The 18,551-nt window shown below is 65.6% G+C and carries 13 protein-coding genes; 10 read left to right on the forward strand and 3 right to left on the reverse strand.

What is annotated here, in order from left to right; all coding sequences use genetic code 11:
- Nucleotides 1–9: 9 nt before the first annotated feature.
- The 3 genes from F0185_RS23385 to F0185_RS23395 form a co-directional block, all read right to left on the reverse strand.
- Nucleotides 10–2,340 (reverse strand): TonB-dependent receptor domain-containing protein, encoded by a 2,331-nt coding sequence (locus tag F0185_RS23385; protein ID WP_167228548.1) that lies wholly within the window; start codon nt 2,338–2,340, stop codon nt 10–12.
- Between the two features lie 147 nt (nt 2,341–2,487).
- Nucleotides 2,488–4,041, reverse strand: a complete 1,554-nt coding sequence (locus F0185_RS23390; protein ID WP_167228550.1) for a S1C family serine protease — start codon at nt 4,039–4,041, stop codon at nt 2,488–2,490.
- Nucleotides 4,042–4,207: 166 nt separating this feature from the next.
- The gene (locus F0185_RS23395) at nt 4,208–5,005 is read right to left on the reverse strand and encodes a class I SAM-dependent methyltransferase (RefSeq protein WP_167228552.1); all 798 of its coding nucleotides are present in this window, start codon (nt 5,003–5,005) and stop codon (nt 4,208–4,210) included.
- Nucleotides 5,006–5,367: 362 nt separating this feature from the next.
- Between F0185_RS23395 and F0185_RS23400 the strand changes: the two genes are divergently transcribed.
- From F0185_RS23400 to F0185_RS23445, 10 genes are all read left to right on the forward strand, one after another.
- Nucleotides 5,368–7,005, forward strand: coding sequence for a TldD/PmbA family protein (locus F0185_RS23400; protein WP_167228554.1), 1,638 nt, complete (start codon nt 5,368–5,370; stop codon nt 7,003–7,005).
- A gap of 15 nt (nt 7,006–7,020) precedes the next feature.
- Nucleotides 7,021–8,358 (forward strand): TldD/PmbA family protein, encoded by a 1,338-nt coding sequence (locus tag F0185_RS23405; RefSeq protein WP_167228556.1) that lies wholly within the window; start codon nt 7,021–7,023, stop codon nt 8,356–8,358.
- A 201-nt stretch (nt 8,359–8,559) separates the two neighbouring features.
- Nucleotides 8,560–10,197, forward strand: a complete 1,638-nt coding sequence (locus tag F0185_RS23410; RefSeq protein WP_167228558.1) for a TldD/PmbA family protein — start codon at nt 8,560–8,562, stop codon at nt 10,195–10,197.
- Nucleotides 10,198–10,211: 14 nt separating this feature from the next.
- Nucleotides 10,212–11,549: a TldD/PmbA family protein gene (locus tag F0185_RS23415; RefSeq protein WP_166895234.1), complete on the forward strand. Its 1,338-nt coding sequence runs from the start codon at nt 10,212–10,214 to the stop codon at nt 11,547–11,549.
- A gap of 14 nt (nt 11,550–11,563) precedes the next feature.
- Nucleotides 11,564–12,184: a DUF4159 domain-containing protein gene (locus F0185_RS23420; protein ID WP_187362627.1), complete on the forward strand. Its 621-nt coding sequence runs from the start codon at nt 11,564–11,566 to the stop codon at nt 12,182–12,184.
- Nucleotides 12,185–12,186: 2 nt separating this feature from the next.
- Nucleotides 12,187–13,185, forward strand: a complete 999-nt coding sequence (locus F0185_RS23425) for an AAA family ATPase (protein WP_370664057.1) — start codon at nt 12,187–12,189, stop codon at nt 13,183–13,185.
- 7 nt (nt 13,186–13,192) lie between these two features.
- Nucleotides 13,193–14,080 (forward strand): DUF58 domain-containing protein, encoded by an 888-nt coding sequence (locus F0185_RS23430; protein ID WP_167228560.1) that lies wholly within the window; start codon nt 13,193–13,195, stop codon nt 14,078–14,080.
- Nucleotides 14,077–15,060, forward strand: coding sequence for a BatA domain-containing protein (locus F0185_RS23435; protein WP_167228562.1), 984 nt, complete (start codon nt 14,077–14,079; stop codon nt 15,058–15,060). Before F0185_RS23430 ends, F0185_RS23435 begins: the two co-directional genes overlap by 4 nt.
- A complete protein-coding gene (locus F0185_RS23440) occupies nt 15,044–16,999 on the forward strand; it encodes a DUF4175 family protein (protein WP_167228564.1) in 1,956 nt (651 codons plus the stop codon). Before F0185_RS23435 ends, F0185_RS23440 begins: the two co-directional genes overlap by 17 nt.
- Nucleotides 16,996–18,525 (forward strand): hypothetical protein, encoded by a 1,530-nt coding sequence (locus tag F0185_RS23445; RefSeq protein ID WP_167228566.1) that lies wholly within the window; start codon nt 16,996–16,998, stop codon nt 18,523–18,525. Before F0185_RS23440 ends, F0185_RS23445 begins: the two co-directional genes overlap by 4 nt.
- The last annotated feature ends 26 nt before the right edge of the window (nt 18,526–18,551 follow it).

Genomic DNA, 18,551 nt, shown 5'->3' on the forward strand with positions numbered 1-18,551 from the left:
AAAGAGTGGTTAGTATTGGAACGTCAGCATGGCCGCGGCATTGCGGCCGGGGCGTGTCTGGCGTTCGATGTCGGCCAGCGTGGCGGCGTCACCGCCTGCGGCCAGCGAGCGCGATGTCGCGTAGTCCCAATAGCGCTTGTCGCCCAGGTTGTAGATGCCAACGTTGAGTTTGACGTTCTTGCCGATGTTCCAGTAGGCGGCCAGGTCGGCCACGGTGGCGCCGGCGATCCGGAAGCGCGCCACGCTGGTGTCGCCGATGGTGTCCGAGGCCGGCCGCTTGCCGGCGGTTGCCACGGCGCTCAGCGAAACGCCCCAGGCATCGCCCGGCGCATCGTAGGCGAGGGTGGCGCTGGCCTTGCGCGGCAGGGTGGAGGCCAGTTCGCCTTCCTTGCCGGTGCTGCTGTCGCGCGCCTTGCCGTGCGAGACACCGGCGGCCGCCGCAACGCTGTAGCCGGCCAGCGCCGGCGTCCACGTACCCAGTTCCGCGCGAAGCGACGCTTCGCCGCCCCAGGTGCGCGCGCTGCCGTTGTTCTCCGGCCGGTACAGGCCGCGCGTGACGGTCGGGTAGTTCACCGGGTCCGGCGCTTGCGCCACGTAGTCGATGAAGTTCTTGTACTCGGTGCGGAACACCGATGCGCTGACCTGCATACCTTTGGCCGGGCTGCTTTTCACGCCTGCCTCGAACGCCTGGCTGGTTTCCTTTTTGAGGTTCGGATTGCCCAGGACCGCGTAGCCGACGCCCGATCCGGTGTAGCTGAACGAGTCGTAGGTGCCGGTGCGTTCGGCCGCCGTCGGCAGGCGCGCGCCGCGATTGATGCGGGCATACACCGACAGGTCGTCGCGCAAGGCGACCGACAGGTTCAGGCTCGGGGTGGCGTAGGCGTCGCTCTCGGTCTTGATCTCGCCGGCCGCCGATGGCACGGCGACCACGTAGCCGCCCAGGTTCTTGGGCGTGAGCTTGCGGTATTCGGCACGCAGGCCTGGCGTGAGCGTGGCCTTGTAGCCGCCCAGCGCGAAGCCGAATTCGCCGCGCAGGTAGGCGCTCGCCTTGTCGCTGTCCATGTCGGCCATGCGGTTCTTCATCGTGAACTGGTGCGCACCCGTGGCGACGACGGTGCGGTCTTCCAGCCACGGACGGCGCGTCTCGGTTTGCTCCCAGGCTGCGCCGTAGGCCAGGCTGAGCGAGTCGCCTAGCTTGACGGTGGCGTCGGCGCCCGCGCCGGCGCTCTTGTTGAAGTAGCCGGTATCGATATTGCGCAGGTACGGTTGGTTGCCGGTGATGTAGCGCGCGCGGGTGCGATCAATCACGCTGGCGTCCTGCACATACAGGCGGCTTTCGAGTGTGTCGAAGAAGCCATTGGTGGCGCCGCTCATGCGGTGCTCCAGGCTGACCCGGGTGCGCTTGGTGTGCGAATCCTGCAGCACGCCGTCCGGATACAGGCCGCCGGTCTTGTTGACGTAACTGCGCGCGTTATCGCGCTCGTAGCCGTCCAGGGTCAGGCCGATGCGTTGGCCCCGCACTGGCGTCCACTGGAACTTGGCCAGCACCGCGTTCGAATCCCAGTCGTCCGGATTTTCCGTCACGCTGCCCTTGTTTTCAAGCTCCTTGCCGCTGCGGTGCACGGCCACGGCCAGCGCGTCGAGGGCACCGATGCGCGCGGCGCCCGTCAGGCTGTGCGAGCGGCTCTTGTTGGCGGCGCTGTATCCGAGCGCATAGGCCAGGTAGCTGCGCTTGTCGTCGCTCAGGTAGTCGCCCGGCGACTTGGTGACAAAGGCCACGCTGCCGGCCAGGCCCGGCGTGCCGGCCGCCGCCGGACCGGTGCCGGAGCCGATGCGCACTTCGCGGAACATGGCCGGGTCAAAATAGTCACGGCCGATGCCGAAGGTGTTCATGGCGGTGCCGTCCGGCTTGGGCGCGGCGTCGGGCAGGGCGATGCCGTCGATATCGAGGCTGACCCGATTGCCTTCGACGCCGCGGATATTGAAGCCGGTGTTGCCCGCGCCATCCCACACGCTGCCGCTGCCGCTGAAGGCGGCCGGCACCGACACCAGCGGCTCGTAGCGCGCGATGGCGCTCATGTCGCCGGCGTTGCGGCGCGCCAGTTCCTCGGCGCTGATGACGGTCACGCTGCCTTGCAGCGCATCGGGCGCTTTCTCGCGCAAGGGCGTGACGACGATGCCGGACAATTGCTGCGGCTCGCGCGGGCCTTGCGCATGCGCCGCGCCGGCGCCCAGCACTGCCAGCATGGCCGCGTTGAGGGTGGTGTGGACAAGGCGGCGCGATGGTGCGGCAGGCCGGCGCGCAATCGCGCGTGCCGGCAACGGGGTCGAAGTGATCATGGTGGTCCAGGTCGGAGAGTGTCAGGCTGGCTCTCGGACCTGGCGACGCGATGGCGTCGGGCAGGGACACTTGCTGGCGGGTGTCAGATGATAACAAGAATCATTATCATTTGCAATGCGCCCCGCCTCACAGGTTTGACAGGTGGCTTACTTGCGGTTCCAGACGTCCATCATGTCCTGGCTGCCCTGCAGGCGGATGCCGTTATCGGACAAGATACTTTCGGTCGCATCGACCATCTCCTTGCGTCGCACCACCATGGTCTCGCCGCCGCGCTGGTCGAAATGGATCACGATCAGGTCGTCCTTCGAGTCGCGCAGCAGCTGCACCATGTGGGCCAGGCTGCGTACCGGGACCTTGTTGACCGAGTAGATCACCGAGCCGAAACGGTTGGAGTAGCCGCTTACCGATTTATGCGGGAAGAAGGGCGAGCTGACCACCACCAGTTCCTGGCGCTCCGGCGTCGGCGCATCGCCCCGGCGCGTCACCAGCGGGCTGGCGATGTAGCTGGCCGCCGCCATGACGTTGACGCTGGAGCTGAGGAAGGCCAGGAAGTCGGTACTGGCGCGCGAGAACACGATCGGGCCGTAGATGAAGTACGACGGATAGCCGTTGTTCAGGTCCGGAATGAGCAGCTTGCGCCCGCCCACCGCCGGCACCTTGACGTTCATGCTCTTGCCGGCGCGGACAATCGTCAGCGGCACCGCGCCATCCTTGGTCACCTGCTGCACGCGGTACTGGAAGCGCACGCGCAGGTTGGCGCCCAGCTTGACCATGCCCTGGTTGTCGATGGGCGAGTCGCCGATGTGGGTGATGACGTCCCATTCCTTGAGCGGATAGGCCGCGTCGTTCTGGTTGGGGCGCTGCACCACGGCGCCGGCGACGTCTTTATCGAGCTTGAGGAATTCGCGCAGGACCGGGTTTTCCAGCGTCTGCACTTCGTCGGTCAGCGAGGGCTTGCCGTCGTATTTGCCGTCGGCGACATCGCGCAGGAACAGGTCCACTTCTTCGTTCGGGATGATGTAGCCGATGTTCTGGGTGTTGGCGGCGCCGCCGAAGGCCAGCCCCACCATCTTGTCGTTGGCGATCGCCGGGCCGCCGCTGTTACCAGGGTTGATGGCGGCGTCGATCTGGATGCGCAGGCCGGTGGTGCCCATGCTGTAGTTGGCAAATTCGATGCGCGAGACGATGCCCTTGGTGATCGACAGCGAGGTGCCGCCGGTCGGGTAGCCGTACGCGAAGACCTGGTCGCGCACATCCGGCAGCACGCTCGCGCGCGCGACCGGCGCATGGGTGTCGAAAAACGATTCGTCGTCGAGCTTGAGGATGGCCAGGTCGATCCCGCGCGCGACCGCCACTACCGTGGCCGAGACCTTGCCGCCGGCCTGGCTGGCCTGCACCTGGACCTGGCTGGCGTAGCCGACCACGTGGGCGTTGGTGAGGATGCGCTTGCCGTCGATGACCACGCCGGAGCCGGTCACCTCCAGCGGCGAGGCCTTGGTCCATGGCTTGTACGGGTCCGGGCGGCGCAAAGAGGCGAACACCTTGACCACCGAATTTTCGAGGTTGGCGGGAATGGCGGCCACCGGTGCGGCCGGTGTCGAGCCACTCGTGACGTCCTGAGCTGCCTGGGCCAGTGAAGCATGGGCCAGCAGGCTTGCCGCGGCAAGGGCGACGGCGACGGCGATACGCGATATGTTCATTGGGTAATTTCTGGTTGGGAGAAGGGCGGCGAGCGTTAATCATACACGCGCGCGGCGCGCCATTCCAGCGGCCCTGCGTCGCTCCCGCGCAGGCGGGAGCCCAAGTTATCGGCGTTTGCGGAGACGCATGAAGTACTTGGGCTCCCGCCTTCGCGGGAGAGACGAATCACTGTTTCACGAACTTGAGCGTCATGCGGTCGCTTTCGCCGATTGCCATGTACTTCTCGCGGTCGACATCTTTATTGGCCAGCACTGGCGGCAGTGCCCACACGCCCTTGTTGTGGTCAGCCTTGTCCTTGGGATTGGCGTTCACTTCCGACTTGGCGGCCAGCTTGAAGCCGGCGCTTTCGGCGATCTTGATCACGTACGCTTCCTGTACGTAGCCGCTGTCCGGGTTTGGCGCCTTGCCGGCCGGCGCGCGGTGTTCCACCACGCCGAACACGCCGCCCGGTTTCAGGCTCTCGTGGACCTTCTTGAAGATCTCCTTGACCTTGTCGTCGCCGTTGCCGGTCCAGTTATGGATGTTGCGGAAGGTGACCACCAGGTCGGCCGTACCCGGCTTGGCGAAGTCGTACGTGGTCGGCACTTCGAACACGCCGCGCTGCACCTTGTCGAACATGGCCGGTTTCGATTCGAGCTTCTTGGTCAGGTTGGCGGCGTATTTGCGCGCGCCTTCCTTGGCCGACGTGGGCGACTCGCCGGCGGCGATCAGCTTGCCCTTCTCGCGCAGGTAGGGCGCCAGGATTTCGGTGTACCAGCCGCCGCCCGGCGACAGCTCGACCACGGTCATGGTCGGCTTGATGCCGAAGAAGGTCAGCGTTTCGTAAGGATGGCGGGCGCTGTCGCGCGCGGCGTTGGCAGGGGTGCGCTCGGTGTTGGCGATAGCTGCCTTGAGTGCGTCGTCGGCGTGGGCTGCGCCGGCCATGCCTGCGGCCAGCATCGCGGCCAGGATCAATCGTTTCATGTTGTCGTCTCCGATATCGGTGAGTACTGCGGGGGCGATGCAATATCGCCAACTAGCGCGATGATCGAGTATGCACGCTTGAAGGTCAAGCCGAATTTCATATGTACATACTGTCCGCCAGAGCGAGCGGACAGTGCTCCGGACAGTGCGGACAGCGTCCGCCGGACACTCGCGGAATCGCGAATCAAGCACTTAGGAAATGGCATAAGTTTTGCGTATTCTTTTCGCCATTTTGCTGGTAAGGTTCCTGTTGATTTTTTGGTTCAGGCCAGCGATCGGCATGGCCCGGGTGAGCAGAAAAACAAAGAGCGCTCGCGCAGTGCGGCGGGACGCTCCCTTCGTGGTGATTGTCAGGAGATACTATGGAACGACGTGCTTTTCTCAATATCAGCGGGCTCGCACTGGGCACGATGCTGGTGCCGGTGTTCGGCAACGCCATCGCCGCTGAAGAATTACTCAATCCCCTTGCAGCAAAGTTCAAGAAGACCCTGGCCGACACGGCCCTCAGCGCCGCCACCGGCGCCGGCGCCAGCTACTGCGACGTGCGCATCGGCCGCTACCTGAACCAGTTCATCACCACGCGCGACCTGAACGTCGAAAGCGTGACCAATACCGAATCGGCAGGCGTCGGCGTGCGGGTCATCTGCAACGGCGCCTACGGCTTTGCCGCCACTTCCGACATGTCGCCCGACGCGGTGGCCGGCGCCGCGCGCCAGGCGGTCGCCATCGCCAAGGCCAACGCCAAACTCCAATCCGAACCGGTGCGCCTTGCGAGCGTCAAGGGCGTGGGCGAAGTGGCCTGGGCCACCCCGATCAAGAAGGACTGGCGCACGGTCCCCATCAAGGAAAAAGCCGAGCTGCTGATCGCCGCCAACAAGGCCGGCATGGACGGCGGCGCGAGTTTCATGCAGTCGCTGATGTTCCAGGTGAACCAGCAAAAATACTTCGCCTCCACCGACGGCTCCTACATCGACCAGGACGTGCACCGCATGTGGATGCCGGTGTTCGCCACCGCCGTCGACAAGGCCAGCAACAAGTTCCGCTCGCGCCAGGGCTTGTCCACGCCGGTCGGCATGGGCTACGAATACCTCGATGCGCGTTCCGAGGACAAGATCAAGGCCGCCGGGGGCGTGTGCACCCTGTACAAGAATTCCTACGACCTGATTGAAGACGCGCGCGCCTGCGGGCGCCAGGCCAAGGAAAAGCTGACCGCCAAGTCGGTCGCGCCGGGCAAATACGACCTGGTGCTCTCGCCCGAGCACCTGTGGCTGACGATCCACGAATCGGTGGGCCACCCGACCGAACTCGATCGGGTGCTGGGTTACGAGGCCAATTTCGCCGGTACCAGCTTCGCCACGCTCGACAAGTGGGAAACCAGGAAATTCAAGTACGGCTCCGAGCGCGTGAACATCGTCGCCGACAAGACCGCGCCAGGCTCGCTGGGCGCGGTCGGCTACGACGACGAAGGCGTGCCGGGCAAGCGCTGGGACATCATCAAGGACGGCATCCTGGTCAACTACCAGGCCACGCGCGACCAGGCCCACATCATCGGCGAAAAAGAATCGCACGGCTGCTCGTACGCCGACAGCTGGAGCAGCGTGCAGTTCCAGCGCATGCCCAACATCTCGCTGCAAGCCGGCAAAGCCAAGCTCACGCCGGACCAGATGGTCAAGGATGTCAAGAAGGGCATCTACATCGTCGGCGCGGGTTCGTTCTCGATCGACCAGCAGCGCTACAACTTCCAGTTCGGCGGCCAGCTGTTCTACGAAATCAACAACGGCAAGATCGGTGCGCCACTGGAGGACGTGGCCTACCAGTCGAACACCCAGGAATTCTGGAACGCCTGCGGCGCCATCTGCGACGAGAGCGACTGGCGCATGGGCGGCTCCTTTTTCGACGGCAAAGGCCAGCCGAGCCAGGTCAGCACGGTGTCGCACGGCTCGAGCACGGCGCGCTTCAATGGCATCAACGTCATCAACACCGCACGCAAGATCGGCTAAGCCAGGGGACCGCACATGAAAATGTTGACTCAAGAAGAAAGCAAGCGTATCGCCGAGCGTGTGATGGCTTTGTCCAAGGCCGACGAATGCACCGTCCGCGTCTCGGGCGGGCGCACCGGTAACATCCGCTACGCGCGCAATAACGTCTCCACGGCCGGCTTGGTGGACAACGCCGAGCTGGTGGTGCAGGTCGCCTTCGGCAAGCGCCAGGGCACCGCCAGTATCAACGAATTCGACGACAAGTCGCTCGAAAAAGCCGTGCGCCGCGCCGAGGACCTGGCGCGCCTGGCGCCGGAAAACCCGGAGTTCATGCCGGCCGTCGGCAAGCAGGCGTTCAAGGCGTCCGAGACATTCAGCCGCGCCAGCGCCGCCATCGACCCGGAGTTTCGCGCACAGACGGCGGCCTACAGCATCGAGGCGAGCCGCAAGAACAAGCTGGTATGCGCGGGCTTTTTCACCGACAGCCATGCGTTCCAGACCATCGTCAATTCGAACGGCGTGTTCGGCCACCAGGAAGAAACCAACGTCGACTTCACCTGCACCGTGCGCACCGAAGACGGGCGCGGGTCGGGTTGGGTAAAACGCTCGGCCACCGACGTGGCGCGCTTCGATGCGCGCGAAGCGTCCGACGTGGCGATCGAAAAGGCCCTGCGCTCGGTCGACGCCAGGGCGCTCGAGCCGGGCCGCTACACGGTGATTTTGGAACCTGCCGCCACGTCGGACCTGATCGGCTTCATGCTCGGTGGATTCGACGCGCGCCAGGCCGACGAGGGCCGCAGCTTTTTGTCGAAGAAGGGCGGCGGTACGCGCCTGGGCGACAAGCTGTTCGACGCGCAGGTCAATATCTGGTCCGACCCGTGGGACAAGGACGTGCCGGTACTGCCATGGGATGTGAACACCATGCTGGCGCGCGAGCGCATGAACCTGATCAAGGACGGCAAGGTGTCGGCGCTCGACTATTCGCTGTTCTGGGCCAAGAAGAAAGGCGTGCGCGCCATTGGCGCGCCGGGGAATATGATCATGGGCGGGACCGACAAATCGACGGCGGAACTGATCGCCAGTACCAAGAAGGGCGTGCTGGTCACGCGCACCTGGTACATCCGCGAGGTGGACCCGCAGTCGGTACTGCTGACCGGCCTGACGCGCGACGGTACCTTCTATATCGAGAACGGCAAGATCAAGCATCCGATCAAGAACTTCCGGTTTAACGAAAGCCCGGTGACGATGTTGAACAATATCGAGGCGATCGGCAAGCCGCAGGTGATCGCGGGCGACGAGGTGCCGTATTCGATGCTCATTCCGCCGATGAAGGTCAGGGATTTTAACTTTACGTCTTTGTCGGACGCGGTGTAAATACGGACTTCATTGTTTCGGCCACCGGCCAACAAACCGTCGTTCCCGCGCAGGCGGGAACCCAATTTCGTGCCATAGCCACAGGACGTTCAACAAAATTAGATTCCCGCCTTCGCGGGAAAGACGGTTCTAAGTGTAGCGGCCCAAACGACCGAATCGACCGTTACACGTAATACCTATTCGTACTAGCAGGAGCAAACAGTGGAACGACGTACCTTCCTCAAGATCAGCAGCGGCGCCGCAGGCGCCATTCTGGTCCCGGTCTTCGGCAACGCCATCGCGGCCGAAGAATTAATGAATCCGGTCGCCATCGCCTTCAAGAAGTCGCTGGCCGACGCCGCCATGAACGCCGCCACCAAGGCCGGCGCCACCTACTGCGACGTGCGCATCGGCCGCTACCTGAACCAGTTCATCACCACGCGCGACCTGAACGTGGAAAACATCGTCAACACCGAGTCGTCCGGCGTGGGCGTGCGCGTGATCGCCAACGGCGCCTACGGCTTCGCTTCGACCAACGACATGTCGCCGGACAGCATCGCCGCCGCCGCGCGCCAGGCCGTAGCCATCGCCCGCGCCAACAGCAAGCTGCAAAGCGAGCCGCTGCAAATGGCGCCGGTCAAGGGCGTCGGCGAAGTGGCATGGGCCACGCCATTCACCCGCGACTGGCGCACGGTCCCCATCAAGGACAAGGCCGAGATGCTCATCGCCGCCAACAAGGCCGGCCTGGACGCGGGCGCCAGCTTCATGACCTCGACCCTGTTCCAGGTCAACCAGCAAAAGTACTTCGCCTCCACCGACGGCTCCTACATCGACCAGGACATCCATCGCCTGTGGGCGCCTTTGACTGCGACCGCCGTCGATAAGACCAGCAACAAATTCCGCACCCGCGACGGCCTGGCCTCGCCGGCCGGCATGGGCTACGAGTACTTCGACGCCCGCCCGGCCGACAAGATCAAGGCCGCTGGCGGCGTCGCCACGCTCTACACCAAGTCCTACGACATGGTGGAAGATGCGCGCGCCGCCGGCCGCCAGGCGCGCGAAAAGCTGGGCGCCAAAACCGTCGAACCGGGCAAGTACGACCTGGTGCTCTCGCCCGAACACTTGTTCCTGACCATTCACGAATCGGTCGGCCACCCGACGGAGCTGGACCGGGTGCTGGGTTACGAGGCCAATTACGCCGGCACCAGCTTCGCCACGCTCGATAAATGGAAGACCAGGCAATTCAAGTTCGGCGCCGACAGGGTTAACTTCATCGCCGACAAAAACGAACCCGGTTCTCTCGGCGCGGTCGGCTACGACGACGAAGGCGTGCCCGCCAAGCGCTGGGACATCATCAAGAACGGGGTGCTGGTGAACTACCAGGCCACGCGCGACCAGGCCCACATCATCGGTGAAAAAGAATCGCACGGCTGTTCGTACGCCGACAGCTGGAACAGCGTGCAATTCCAGCGCATGCCGAACGTGTCGCTACAAGCCGGCCAGGAGCGCCTCACGCCCGACGAGATGGTCAAGGACGTCAAGAAGGGCATCTACATCCTCGGACGCGGCTCTTACTCGATCGACCAGCAGCGCTACAACTTCCAGTTCGGCGGCCAGTTGTACTTCGAGATCAAGAACGGCAAGATCACCGGTCCCCTGGAAGACGTGGCCTACCAGTCCAACACCCAGGAGTTCTGGAACGCGTGCAGCGCCATTTGCGACCAGCGCGACTGGCGCATGGGTGGCTCGTTCTTCGATGGAAAAGGGCAGCCCAGCCAGGTCAGCGCGGTGTCGCACGGATCGAGCACTACGCGTTTTAACGGCATCAACGTCATCAACACCGCTCGCAAGATCGGCTAAGGAGAAAGCGCAGCATGAAACAGTTGAACCAGGAAGAAGCAAAACGCATGTGCGAGCGCGTGCTCGGGTTTTCCAAGGCCGACGAATGCCGCGTGGCGATCAACGGCACCCGCACCGGCAATATCCGCTACGCGCAAAACAGCGTGTCGACCGCGGGCCTGAACGAAGACATGCAGATGACGGTGAGCGTGGCCTTCGGCAAGCGCCAGGGAACCGCCTCGATCAATGAGTTCGACGATAAGTCGCTCGAAAAAGCCGTGCGCCGCGCCGAAGACGTGGCCCGCCTGGCGCCTGAAAACCCCGAATTCATCGCCGCCATCGGCAAGCAGGAATACAAGGCGTCGAACGCGTTTGCGCGCGAGACTGCCGCCATCGATCCGGAATTTCGCGCCGATGTCGCCTCGCACAGCATTCTGGCGGGGCGCAAGAACAAGCTGGTGACGGCCGGTTTCTTTGTCGATAACACCGGTTTCGAAACCATCGCCAATTCGAATGGCGTGTTCGGCCACCACGAATTCACCAACGTCAGCTTCACTTGCACCGCGCGCACCGAAGATGGCCGCGGCTCCGGCTGGGTGACCCGTTCGGCCAACGACGTGCGCAATTTCGACGCGCGCGAAGCGTCCGCCGTGGCGATCGAAAAGGCGCTGCGTTCGGTCGACGCCAGGGCGCTGGAACCGGGCCGCTACACGGTGATCCTGGAGCCGGCCGCCACATCGGACCTGGTCGGGCGCATGTTCGGCGCGTTCGACGCGCGCCGCGCCGACGAGGGCCGCAGCTTCCTGTCGAAAAAAGGCGGCGGCAACCGCCTCGGCGAAAAACTCTTCGACGAGCAGGTCAACGTCTGGGCCGATCCATGGAACAAGGATGTTCCGGTGCGCCCATGGGACACCGAATCGATGCTGCCGCGCGAACGCACCGACATCATCAAGAATGGCAAGATCGTCTCGCTCGACTACTCGCTGTTCTGGGCCAACAAGCAAAAGATGAAGGCGCGCGGCCGTCACGGCAATATGATCATGGCGGGCGGGTCCAAGTCGCTCGACGAGATGATCGCCTCGACCAAGAAGGGCATCGTCGTCACCCGCACCTGGTACATCCGCGACGTCGATCCGCAATCGCTGCTGCTCACGGGGCTCACGCGCGACGGCACCTTCTACGTCGAAAACGGCAAGATCAAGCATCCGGTCAAGAACTTCCGCTTTAACGAAAGCCCGGTCTCGATGCTCAATAATCTCGATGAACTGGGCAAGCCGCAGATTCTCGGCGGCGATGGCATGAACTTCCAGATGATGATCCCGCCGATGAAGATCCGCGACTTCAACTTCACGTCGCTGTCGGACGCGGTGTAAGGCGGGGCCGGACGATGCGCAGCTACGACTTCTACTTCACGCGCCTGATGTACGAGTCGGGCGACTGGGACGTGGATATCCGCATGCCCAGCAACGTGCTCAATTCGCTGGTGGAGTACACCACCTTGCGCGTCGATCCGGTCGAGCGGGTGATTGCGCTGTCCGACGCCAAGATGCTGGAGGCCCCCTTTTGCTACCTGGCCGGGCACAAGCTGGTGCAGTTCACGCCGGCCGAGCGCAAGAACTTCGAGCGCTACGTGCGTGGCGGCGGCTTCGTGTTCGTCGACGACTGCAATCACGACATCGACGGCCTGTTCGCCAAGTCCTTCGAGGCCGAACTGGCGCGCATCTTCGGCCCGAAAGCGCTGAAGAAAATCCCCAACAACCACCCGATCTATTCGAGCTTCTTCCAGTTCGACGGCCCGCCCAACACCGGCAATGAGCTCAATGGCTGGGGCGACGACCTGGTACACGACTACCTCAAGGCGATCGACATCAACGGGCGCGTGCGCGTGCTGTATTCGAACAAGGACTATGGCTGCGAGTGGGATTACGACTTCCGCAACAAACGCTGGCTGGTGGTCGACAACACCCGCTTTGCGGTCAATATTATTCAGTATGCTTTGGGAGCGTGACAGTGTCAGTAGCTTGGGAAGAGAATGAAATCGCCGACCTGACGGCGAAAATCGGCGCGCTCAAGGCGAGCATGTCGACAGTGATCATCGGCCAGGACGACGTGATCGAGTCGCTCGTCATCTGCCTGCTGGCCGGCGGCCACGCGCTGGTCGAGGGCGTGCCGGGCCTGGGCAAGACCTTGCTGGTCAAGTCGCTGGCGCAAGCCACCGACCTCACATTCCAGCGCGTGCAGTTCACGCCCGACCTGATGCCGTCAGATATTATCGGCACCGAGATCCTTGAAGAAAACCAGGAGACGCGCCAGCGCATCTTCCGCTTCCAGCGCGGTCCCGTGTTCACGCAGGTGCTGCTGGCCGACGAAATCAACCGCGCGCCGCCCAAGACCCAGTCGGCGCTGCTCGAAGCGATGCAGGAGCGCGCGGTGACCTTTGCCGGCGTCACCCACACCTTGCCGAAGCCGTTCTTTGTGCTGGCCACGCAAAACCCGATCGAGCAGGCCGGCACCTACCCGCTGCCGGAAGCGCAGCTGGACCGCTTTTTGCTGCGCATCGACGTCGGTTACCCGACCGAAGATGAAGAGATGATGATGATCTCGCGCACCACCCACGCCGGTCTCGCCGACGCGCCCCGGGTGATGGATGTGGACGGCCTGCTGCGCCTGCAAAAGCTGGTGCGCGATATCGAAATCGGCGAACATCTGCTGCGCTACGCCACGCGCCTGGTGCGCGCCACGCGCCCGCAGGAGTCGCGTGTTACCGCCGTCACCAAACATGTCGGCTGGGGCGCCGGTCCGCGCGCCGGGCAGGCGCTGGTGCTGGCCGCCAAGGCGCGCGCGCTGATGCACAAGCGCCTGGCCGTCACGCGCGACGACATCGGCGCCATGCTGCTGCCGGTGCTGGCGCACCGTGTGCTGCGCAATTTCGAGGCCGAGGCCGACGGCGTATCGATTGCCGACATCCTGCTCGCCCTGCGCGCCGAGATCCGCGCCGACAAGGATTAGCCATCGCATGCTGTCGACGTCCGCGCTGCTCGCGCACACCAATGACCTGAACCTGATCATCCGCCATGTGCTGGCGGGGCTCGGTCACGGCATCCATGCGGGGCGCGAGCGCGGCGCCGGGGTCGAATTTTCCGAATACCGCGCCTACACGCCGGGCGACGAATGGCGCCGCATCGACTGGAAGCTGCTGGCGCGCGCCGACCGTTACTACGTGCGCGAAGCGGAGCGCGACAGCCATGTGGCGGTCTGGCTCTGGTTGGATGCCACCGCATCGATGGCCGAACCGAGCCGCAGCGGTGTATCGGGACTGGATAAACTCTGGTACGCGCGCACCGTGCTGGCCTGCATCGCCGCCATCGCCCAGCGCCAGGGCGACGCCTTTGGGCTGGTCATCTGCGGCGGGGAGCGCGTGCAGTTCACGCCCGCCGCGCGCGGTCCGCGCCAGATGCAGCGCGTGCTGGCGCAATTGCAGCGCATCGAAGCCGGCGGCGCGCTGCCCGATAGCGAGACCCTGCGCGCCAGCATGCCGTTCGTGCGTTCGCCCGGCCTGGTGTTCGCCGCCAGCGATTTCCTGGACTGGCCGTCAAGCCAGGCCGAAGCCCTGCTGCGCCTGCGCCGCATGCGCCACGACGTGCGCCTTCTGTGCCTGCAAACGCGCGCCGAGTGCGACGCCAGCTTTGCGCTCGACACCATCTGGCGCGATCCCGAGAACGCCGACGGCGTGTTCCGCTTCGCTCCCGATACGGTCGGCATCTATCGCAAGAACCGCGACGAACACGTCGAGCGCATGCTGGCGCAATGCCGCCATAACGACCTGCCGCTGCTGGCCGCCTGCATCGAAGAGCCGCTGCCCGCCGTGCTGCGTACCTGGCTGCGCCGGGGCGCACGCGCATGAATACCTTGTGGTGGCTCGGACTGGCCCTGTTGGCGCTGCCGATGTTGTGGCATCGCCAGCGGCGCCAGCGCATCCGCCAGGAGCCGCTGGCCACCGCGCGCTTCCTGCCGCGCACCGATCCGCAGCAACTGCGCGTGTGGCGCTGGACCGAGCGCCTGCTGCTGCTCGCACGCTGCCTGCTGATCATCGCCGTACTTGCCTGGCTGGCCGACCTGGTACTGCCGTGGCGGCGCGACGCGGTGCTCATTGCGGCCGGTACGGACAGCGACTGGGCCGAGCGCCAGATCAAGCAGGCCGGCTTTTACGACGCCAGCTGGATCGCGGTGCCCGGCAGCGATCCGCTGGCCTGGCTGGCGCGCCACGACCGCGAATGGCGCTCCGATTCGCGCCTGCTGGTGCTCGGTAACGTGCCGATGCCGGCCGCGCCGCCACGCTCGCGCCACCAGATCGAGGTGCGCAGCAAGGCGCCGGCGTTCGCGCAGACCGAACAACGCGTGGTCATCATCAGCAAGCGCGCGGCGCAGTGGCGCGCCATGTTCACCGCGCTCGATGGGCCGCGCCGCTACAAAGTCGATGAGGCGCCGCAAGGCATTGCCGAACTGGTAATCTGGGATATGCCGCAAGCGCCGCCCGCAAGCCTGCGCGCGCCGCTCTGGTGGGCTGGCGACACGACCTCGTTCCCGGAACTGGAAAAGGCGGCGCAGGTCGACGGCATTCGCTACGCCGGCAGCGCGCGCGGTCGCGTCTGGGCCTCCGGCGCATGGCCGCCCGCCGGGCCGGACGCGGCGCGCCGCCTGTTCGAAACCTGGCAGGAACTGCACTACGCGCCGCTGCCCTACACGATGTCGCCGCAAGTCATCGCCGCCACGGCGACGGCCACGCCAGCACAGTCCAGCGGCGCCTTGCGCTATCTGCTCACGCTCGTGCTGCTCGGCCTTTTTGCGACGGAACGGATACTGGCCCATGCAAGCCGACGCTGACATTCTCGGCCAGTTGCAGTTTGCCGCCACGCGCCGGCGCGCGCCGCTGTGGATCGCGGCGATCCTGCCGTGGGTGCTGCTGCTCTCGGTCCCAGGCATCGTGGTGTGGAGCGCCTGGGCGGCATGGGATTGCCGGCGCCTGCGCGCGCGCGTGCAGCGCGACTGGACCGGCTGGATCGACGCCACCGTGCCCGCGCTGGAAGACAGCACCGCGCTGCTGGCCGGCGCCACCAGCGCCATCGGCCAGCTGCAGCGCCGCCGCCTGCTGGCGCGCCTGGCCACCACGCTTACCGACGACGTGCTGGCGGCCATCGCCAGGGAACGCGTGCGGTTCGATGCGCGCTGGGTCGCTTTAAGCGTGTGCGCGGCGCTGGCCTTGTTCGCGTGGCGCCAGGTGCGCGATGCACCGCCCACACCGCACGAAGTCAAAGCCCTGATTGCGAAGCAGACCAGCGAGATTACCGTGCACGTGACGCCGCCCAAATACACCGGCGTCGCCCGGTCCGAGGGCGCACCGCGTGAGCTGCAGGTGCCCGAGCATAGCGTCGTCGAATGGTGCCTGCGGGCGCCGCAGCCGGTCGATACGCCGATTGAGCTGAGCGACGGCCAGTCGCTCAAGATCGGCCGTGAATGCGCGCGCTGGAGTGCGACCGAGTCGGTGTTCTGGCGCTGGCGCGGCGCGCGCTACAAGCTGCGCGTGATTCCCGACCAGGCGCCCGAAGTCACCTTGTCCGCACCGCGCGAGATGATTCACACGCTGGCGCCCGACGCCGCCAGCGCCACCATCACGCTGGCGGTGCATGACGATTACCAGGTGCGGCGCGCCACCTTGCACCTGACACTGGCGCGCGGCAGCGGCGAGAATATCCGCTTCAGCGACCGCGAACTGCCGCTGCCCGAATCAAGCAACCCGCGCACGCGTAACTGGCACAAGCAATGGACGCTGGCCGAATTGGGCATGGAGCCCGGCGACGAACTGTATTTTTTTGTGCGCGCGACCGATAATGCCGAACGGGCGCACACCACCGTCTCGCCCACCTACACCCTGCGCCTGCCAGGGCCGGTGGAAGAAACCGACGACTCGTCGGCCCAGCCGATGCTGGTCAAGCCCGAGAACCTGCGCAGCCAGCGCCAGATCATCATCGACACCGAGCAGTTGCTGGCCGACCTGAAGGCCACGCCCGGCATGAACCCGGCTACCGTGCGCGCGCGCAGCGAGTCCATCGCCGACGACCAGGCCCAGTTGCGGCGCCGCTACGGCCAGTTCCTCGGTGAGGAGTCGACCCTGTTCGGCGGCGAAGAGCATCACGACGATCATGAAAAACACGACGTGGTGGCCGAATTCGGCCACATGCACGACCAGGCTGAAAGCGCGACCCTGTTCGACGAGTCGACCAAGAAGATCCTGCGGCGCGCCCTGGGTGCGATGTGGGACGCCGAAAAAGCCCTGCGCGCGATCGTGCCGAAAACCGCGCTGGCGCCCGAACACAAGGCGCTTGAAGCGATCAAGCAGTTGCAGCAGGCCGACCGCATCTACCTGCACAAGACCGCTTTTGTGCCGCCGCCGCTCAAGGAAGAGATCCGCATGACCGGCGACGTTGTCGGCGCCAAAAGCTACCGGCGCGAACAGGCCACGGCGGCCGTGCCGATTCCCGACGAGGTGCGGCGCCTGATCGAAGCGCTCGATGGCGATGGCGCCTTGCCCGCCCTGTGGAGCCGTGGCGCGCACGAGTGGATTCGCGAGCGCATCGCCAGCGACGAGCAGCGCCTCGAAGCGCAGCGCGCTGTGCAGGATGTGGCGGACGGCTGCGTCGCGTGCCGCCCGGTGCTGCGCGCCTGGCTGCGCGGCGCCATCACCCGGGCCCCGGTCCTGTTACAGGCCAAAGCCACCCCGCAAACCCCATTCACGCGCGCGCTGCGCAAGGAAGCCCCACGATGATCGCTGCCGGCCTGATTTTCTTGATGGGCATCGGCAGCGCCGCGGTCTACCTGTGGCGACGCCAGTGGCTCGACGCCTTGCTGATCCTTGTCGCTGCGGCGGCGCTGGGCGTGATGGTCGGCGACTTCAGGCTGCCGGCGGGGGTGGGTGGAACGCTGTCGATCGATGCCGACGCCGAAGCGATCGACCTGAATGAGGCTGCGGCCGTGCGGCTCAGCGGCGACGGCCTGTCCGCCGCGCAGTGGCGCGACCTGCCGGCGCGGCCCTTGCTGTGGGAAGCACCGGCCAGCGAAGTGCTGCACCTCGATTTTCCGCGCGAGCTGACCTTGGGACGCATGTTCGCGCTGACCGTGCGCCGCAGCCAGGCATCGAGCTGGCGCCTGCAACTGCTGGCCGAGAACAAGCAGGTGATTGCGGACGTCGCCGGCGACGGCGCGGCCCTGACGGTGCACTGGCTGCCGCCGGTGGCCGAAACGCTGGTGCTCAGCGCGCGCGTGCTCGACGCCAGCGGCAAGGTGATGGCGCAGGGACCGGTGCCGTTTTCGGTGTCGGCCCCGATGCCGCTGCAAGTGGTGGGGCGATTTGGCGCGCCGTCGTTCGATGCGCGCACGCTCAACGAACTGCTGGTCAACAGCCATGCGGCGCTCGACTGGCAGGTCGTGCTGGGCAAAACGGTGACCCGTAGCGAAAACGCGCGCGCGGCGCTCACGCAGCCCAATGTGCTGGTGGCCGATGCCGCCCACGTGGAACGCGTGGGTGACGCTGCGCGCACGGCGCTGCTGGCCCAGGTGGCGGCGGGTACGCCGCTGGTGATCCTGGCGGCCAACGCCGAGGACAAGCAGGTATGGTCACGCGCGCTGCAGCTCGAACTGCGCGAGCAGGCCGAGGCCAGGCCGTCCGGCGTCCCGCTGGCGCTGGCCTCGGCCCCGCTCAATCCCTCGACTGCCTTGGGCCCGTGGCGTGCGGCTGGCGACAGGATCTGGACGCGGCCGTGGGAAAAGGGCCGCATCGTCTGGCTTGGCGTGGCCGACTGGCACCGCTATGCCATCAGCGAACCGCAGGCGCTCGCGCTGTGGTGGCAGGGTGTGCTCGACCACGCCGGCGTCGAGCGCGCGCAGGATGTGGCCTGGCTCGATCCGCAAGAGATGCCGCTGCCCGGCCGGCGCCTGGAAGTGTGCGCGCTCGGGGTGCAGGGCAACGTCACCTTCCCTGAATTGAAACAGACGCTTGCCTGGCAGCGCCGCCCGGACAAGGCCGACGCCTCCTGCGTGGCCGTGTGGCCGCGCAAGGCTGGCTGGCTGGCGATGGAAACCCAGGGCGCAAAGCCCGTCACGGGCAAGCTGTACGTGTACGAGAAGGCCGACTGGCCCCTGTGGCAAAAGGCGCAGCGGCGCGAGGCTACTGCGCGTTACGCGGCGCGTACGCCGGCTGCCGTGGCGGCGGGTACGGTGCCGCTGCCGGCGTGGCCGTTCGCGCTGCTGTTCGCGGCGGCGCTGCTGCCGCTGTGGTGGCGCGAGCGGCGCTGACTGCTTGGCAAGTTCGCAACTTCGGG

It is taken from the genome of Massilia rubra (assembly GCF_011682065.1).
Taxonomy (GTDB): domain Bacteria; phylum Pseudomonadota; class Gammaproteobacteria; order Burkholderiales; family Burkholderiaceae_D; genus Telluria_A; species Telluria_A rubra.

Bases quoted from the DNA above. Each gene is read 5' to 3' on its own strand.
- F0185_RS23415 (WP_166895234.1), top strand. From the start codon at position 10,212: ATGAAACAGTTGAACCAGGAAGAAGCAAAACGCATGTGCGAGCGCGTG.
- F0185_RS23435 (WP_167228562.1), top strand. From the start codon at position 14,077: ATGAATACCTTGTGGTGGCTCGGACTGGCCCTGTTGGCGCTGCCGATG.
- F0185_RS23390 (WP_167228550.1), bottom strand. From the start codon at position 4,041: ATGAACATATCGCGTATCGCCGTCGCCGTCGCCCTTGCCGCGGCAAGC.
- F0185_RS23420 (WP_187362627.1), top strand. From the start codon at position 11,564: ATGCGCAGCTACGACTTCTACTTCACGCGCCTGATGTACGAGTCGGGC.
- F0185_RS23395 (WP_167228552.1), bottom strand. From the start codon at position 5,005: ATGAAACGATTGATCCTGGCCGCGATGCTGGCCGCAGGCATGGCCGGC.
- F0185_RS23385 (WP_167228548.1), bottom strand. From the start codon at position 2,340: ATGATCACTTCGACCCCGTTGCCGGCACGCGCGATTGCGCGCCGGCCT.
- F0185_RS23430 (WP_167228560.1), top strand. From the start codon at position 13,193: ATGCTGTCGACGTCCGCGCTGCTCGCGCACACCAATGACCTGAACCTG.
- F0185_RS23405 (WP_167228556.1), top strand. From the start codon at position 7,021: ATGAAAATGTTGACTCAAGAAGAAAGCAAGCGTATCGCCGAGCGTGTG.
- F0185_RS23440 (WP_167228564.1), top strand. From the start codon at position 15,044: ATGCAAGCCGACGCTGACATTCTCGGCCAGTTGCAGTTTGCCGCCACG.
- F0185_RS23400 (WP_167228554.1), top strand. From the start codon at position 5,368: ATGGAACGACGTGCTTTTCTCAATATCAGCGGGCTCGCACTGGGCACG.
- F0185_RS23445 (WP_167228566.1), top strand. From the start codon at position 16,996: ATGATCGCTGCCGGCCTGATTTTCTTGATGGGCATCGGCAGCGCCGCG.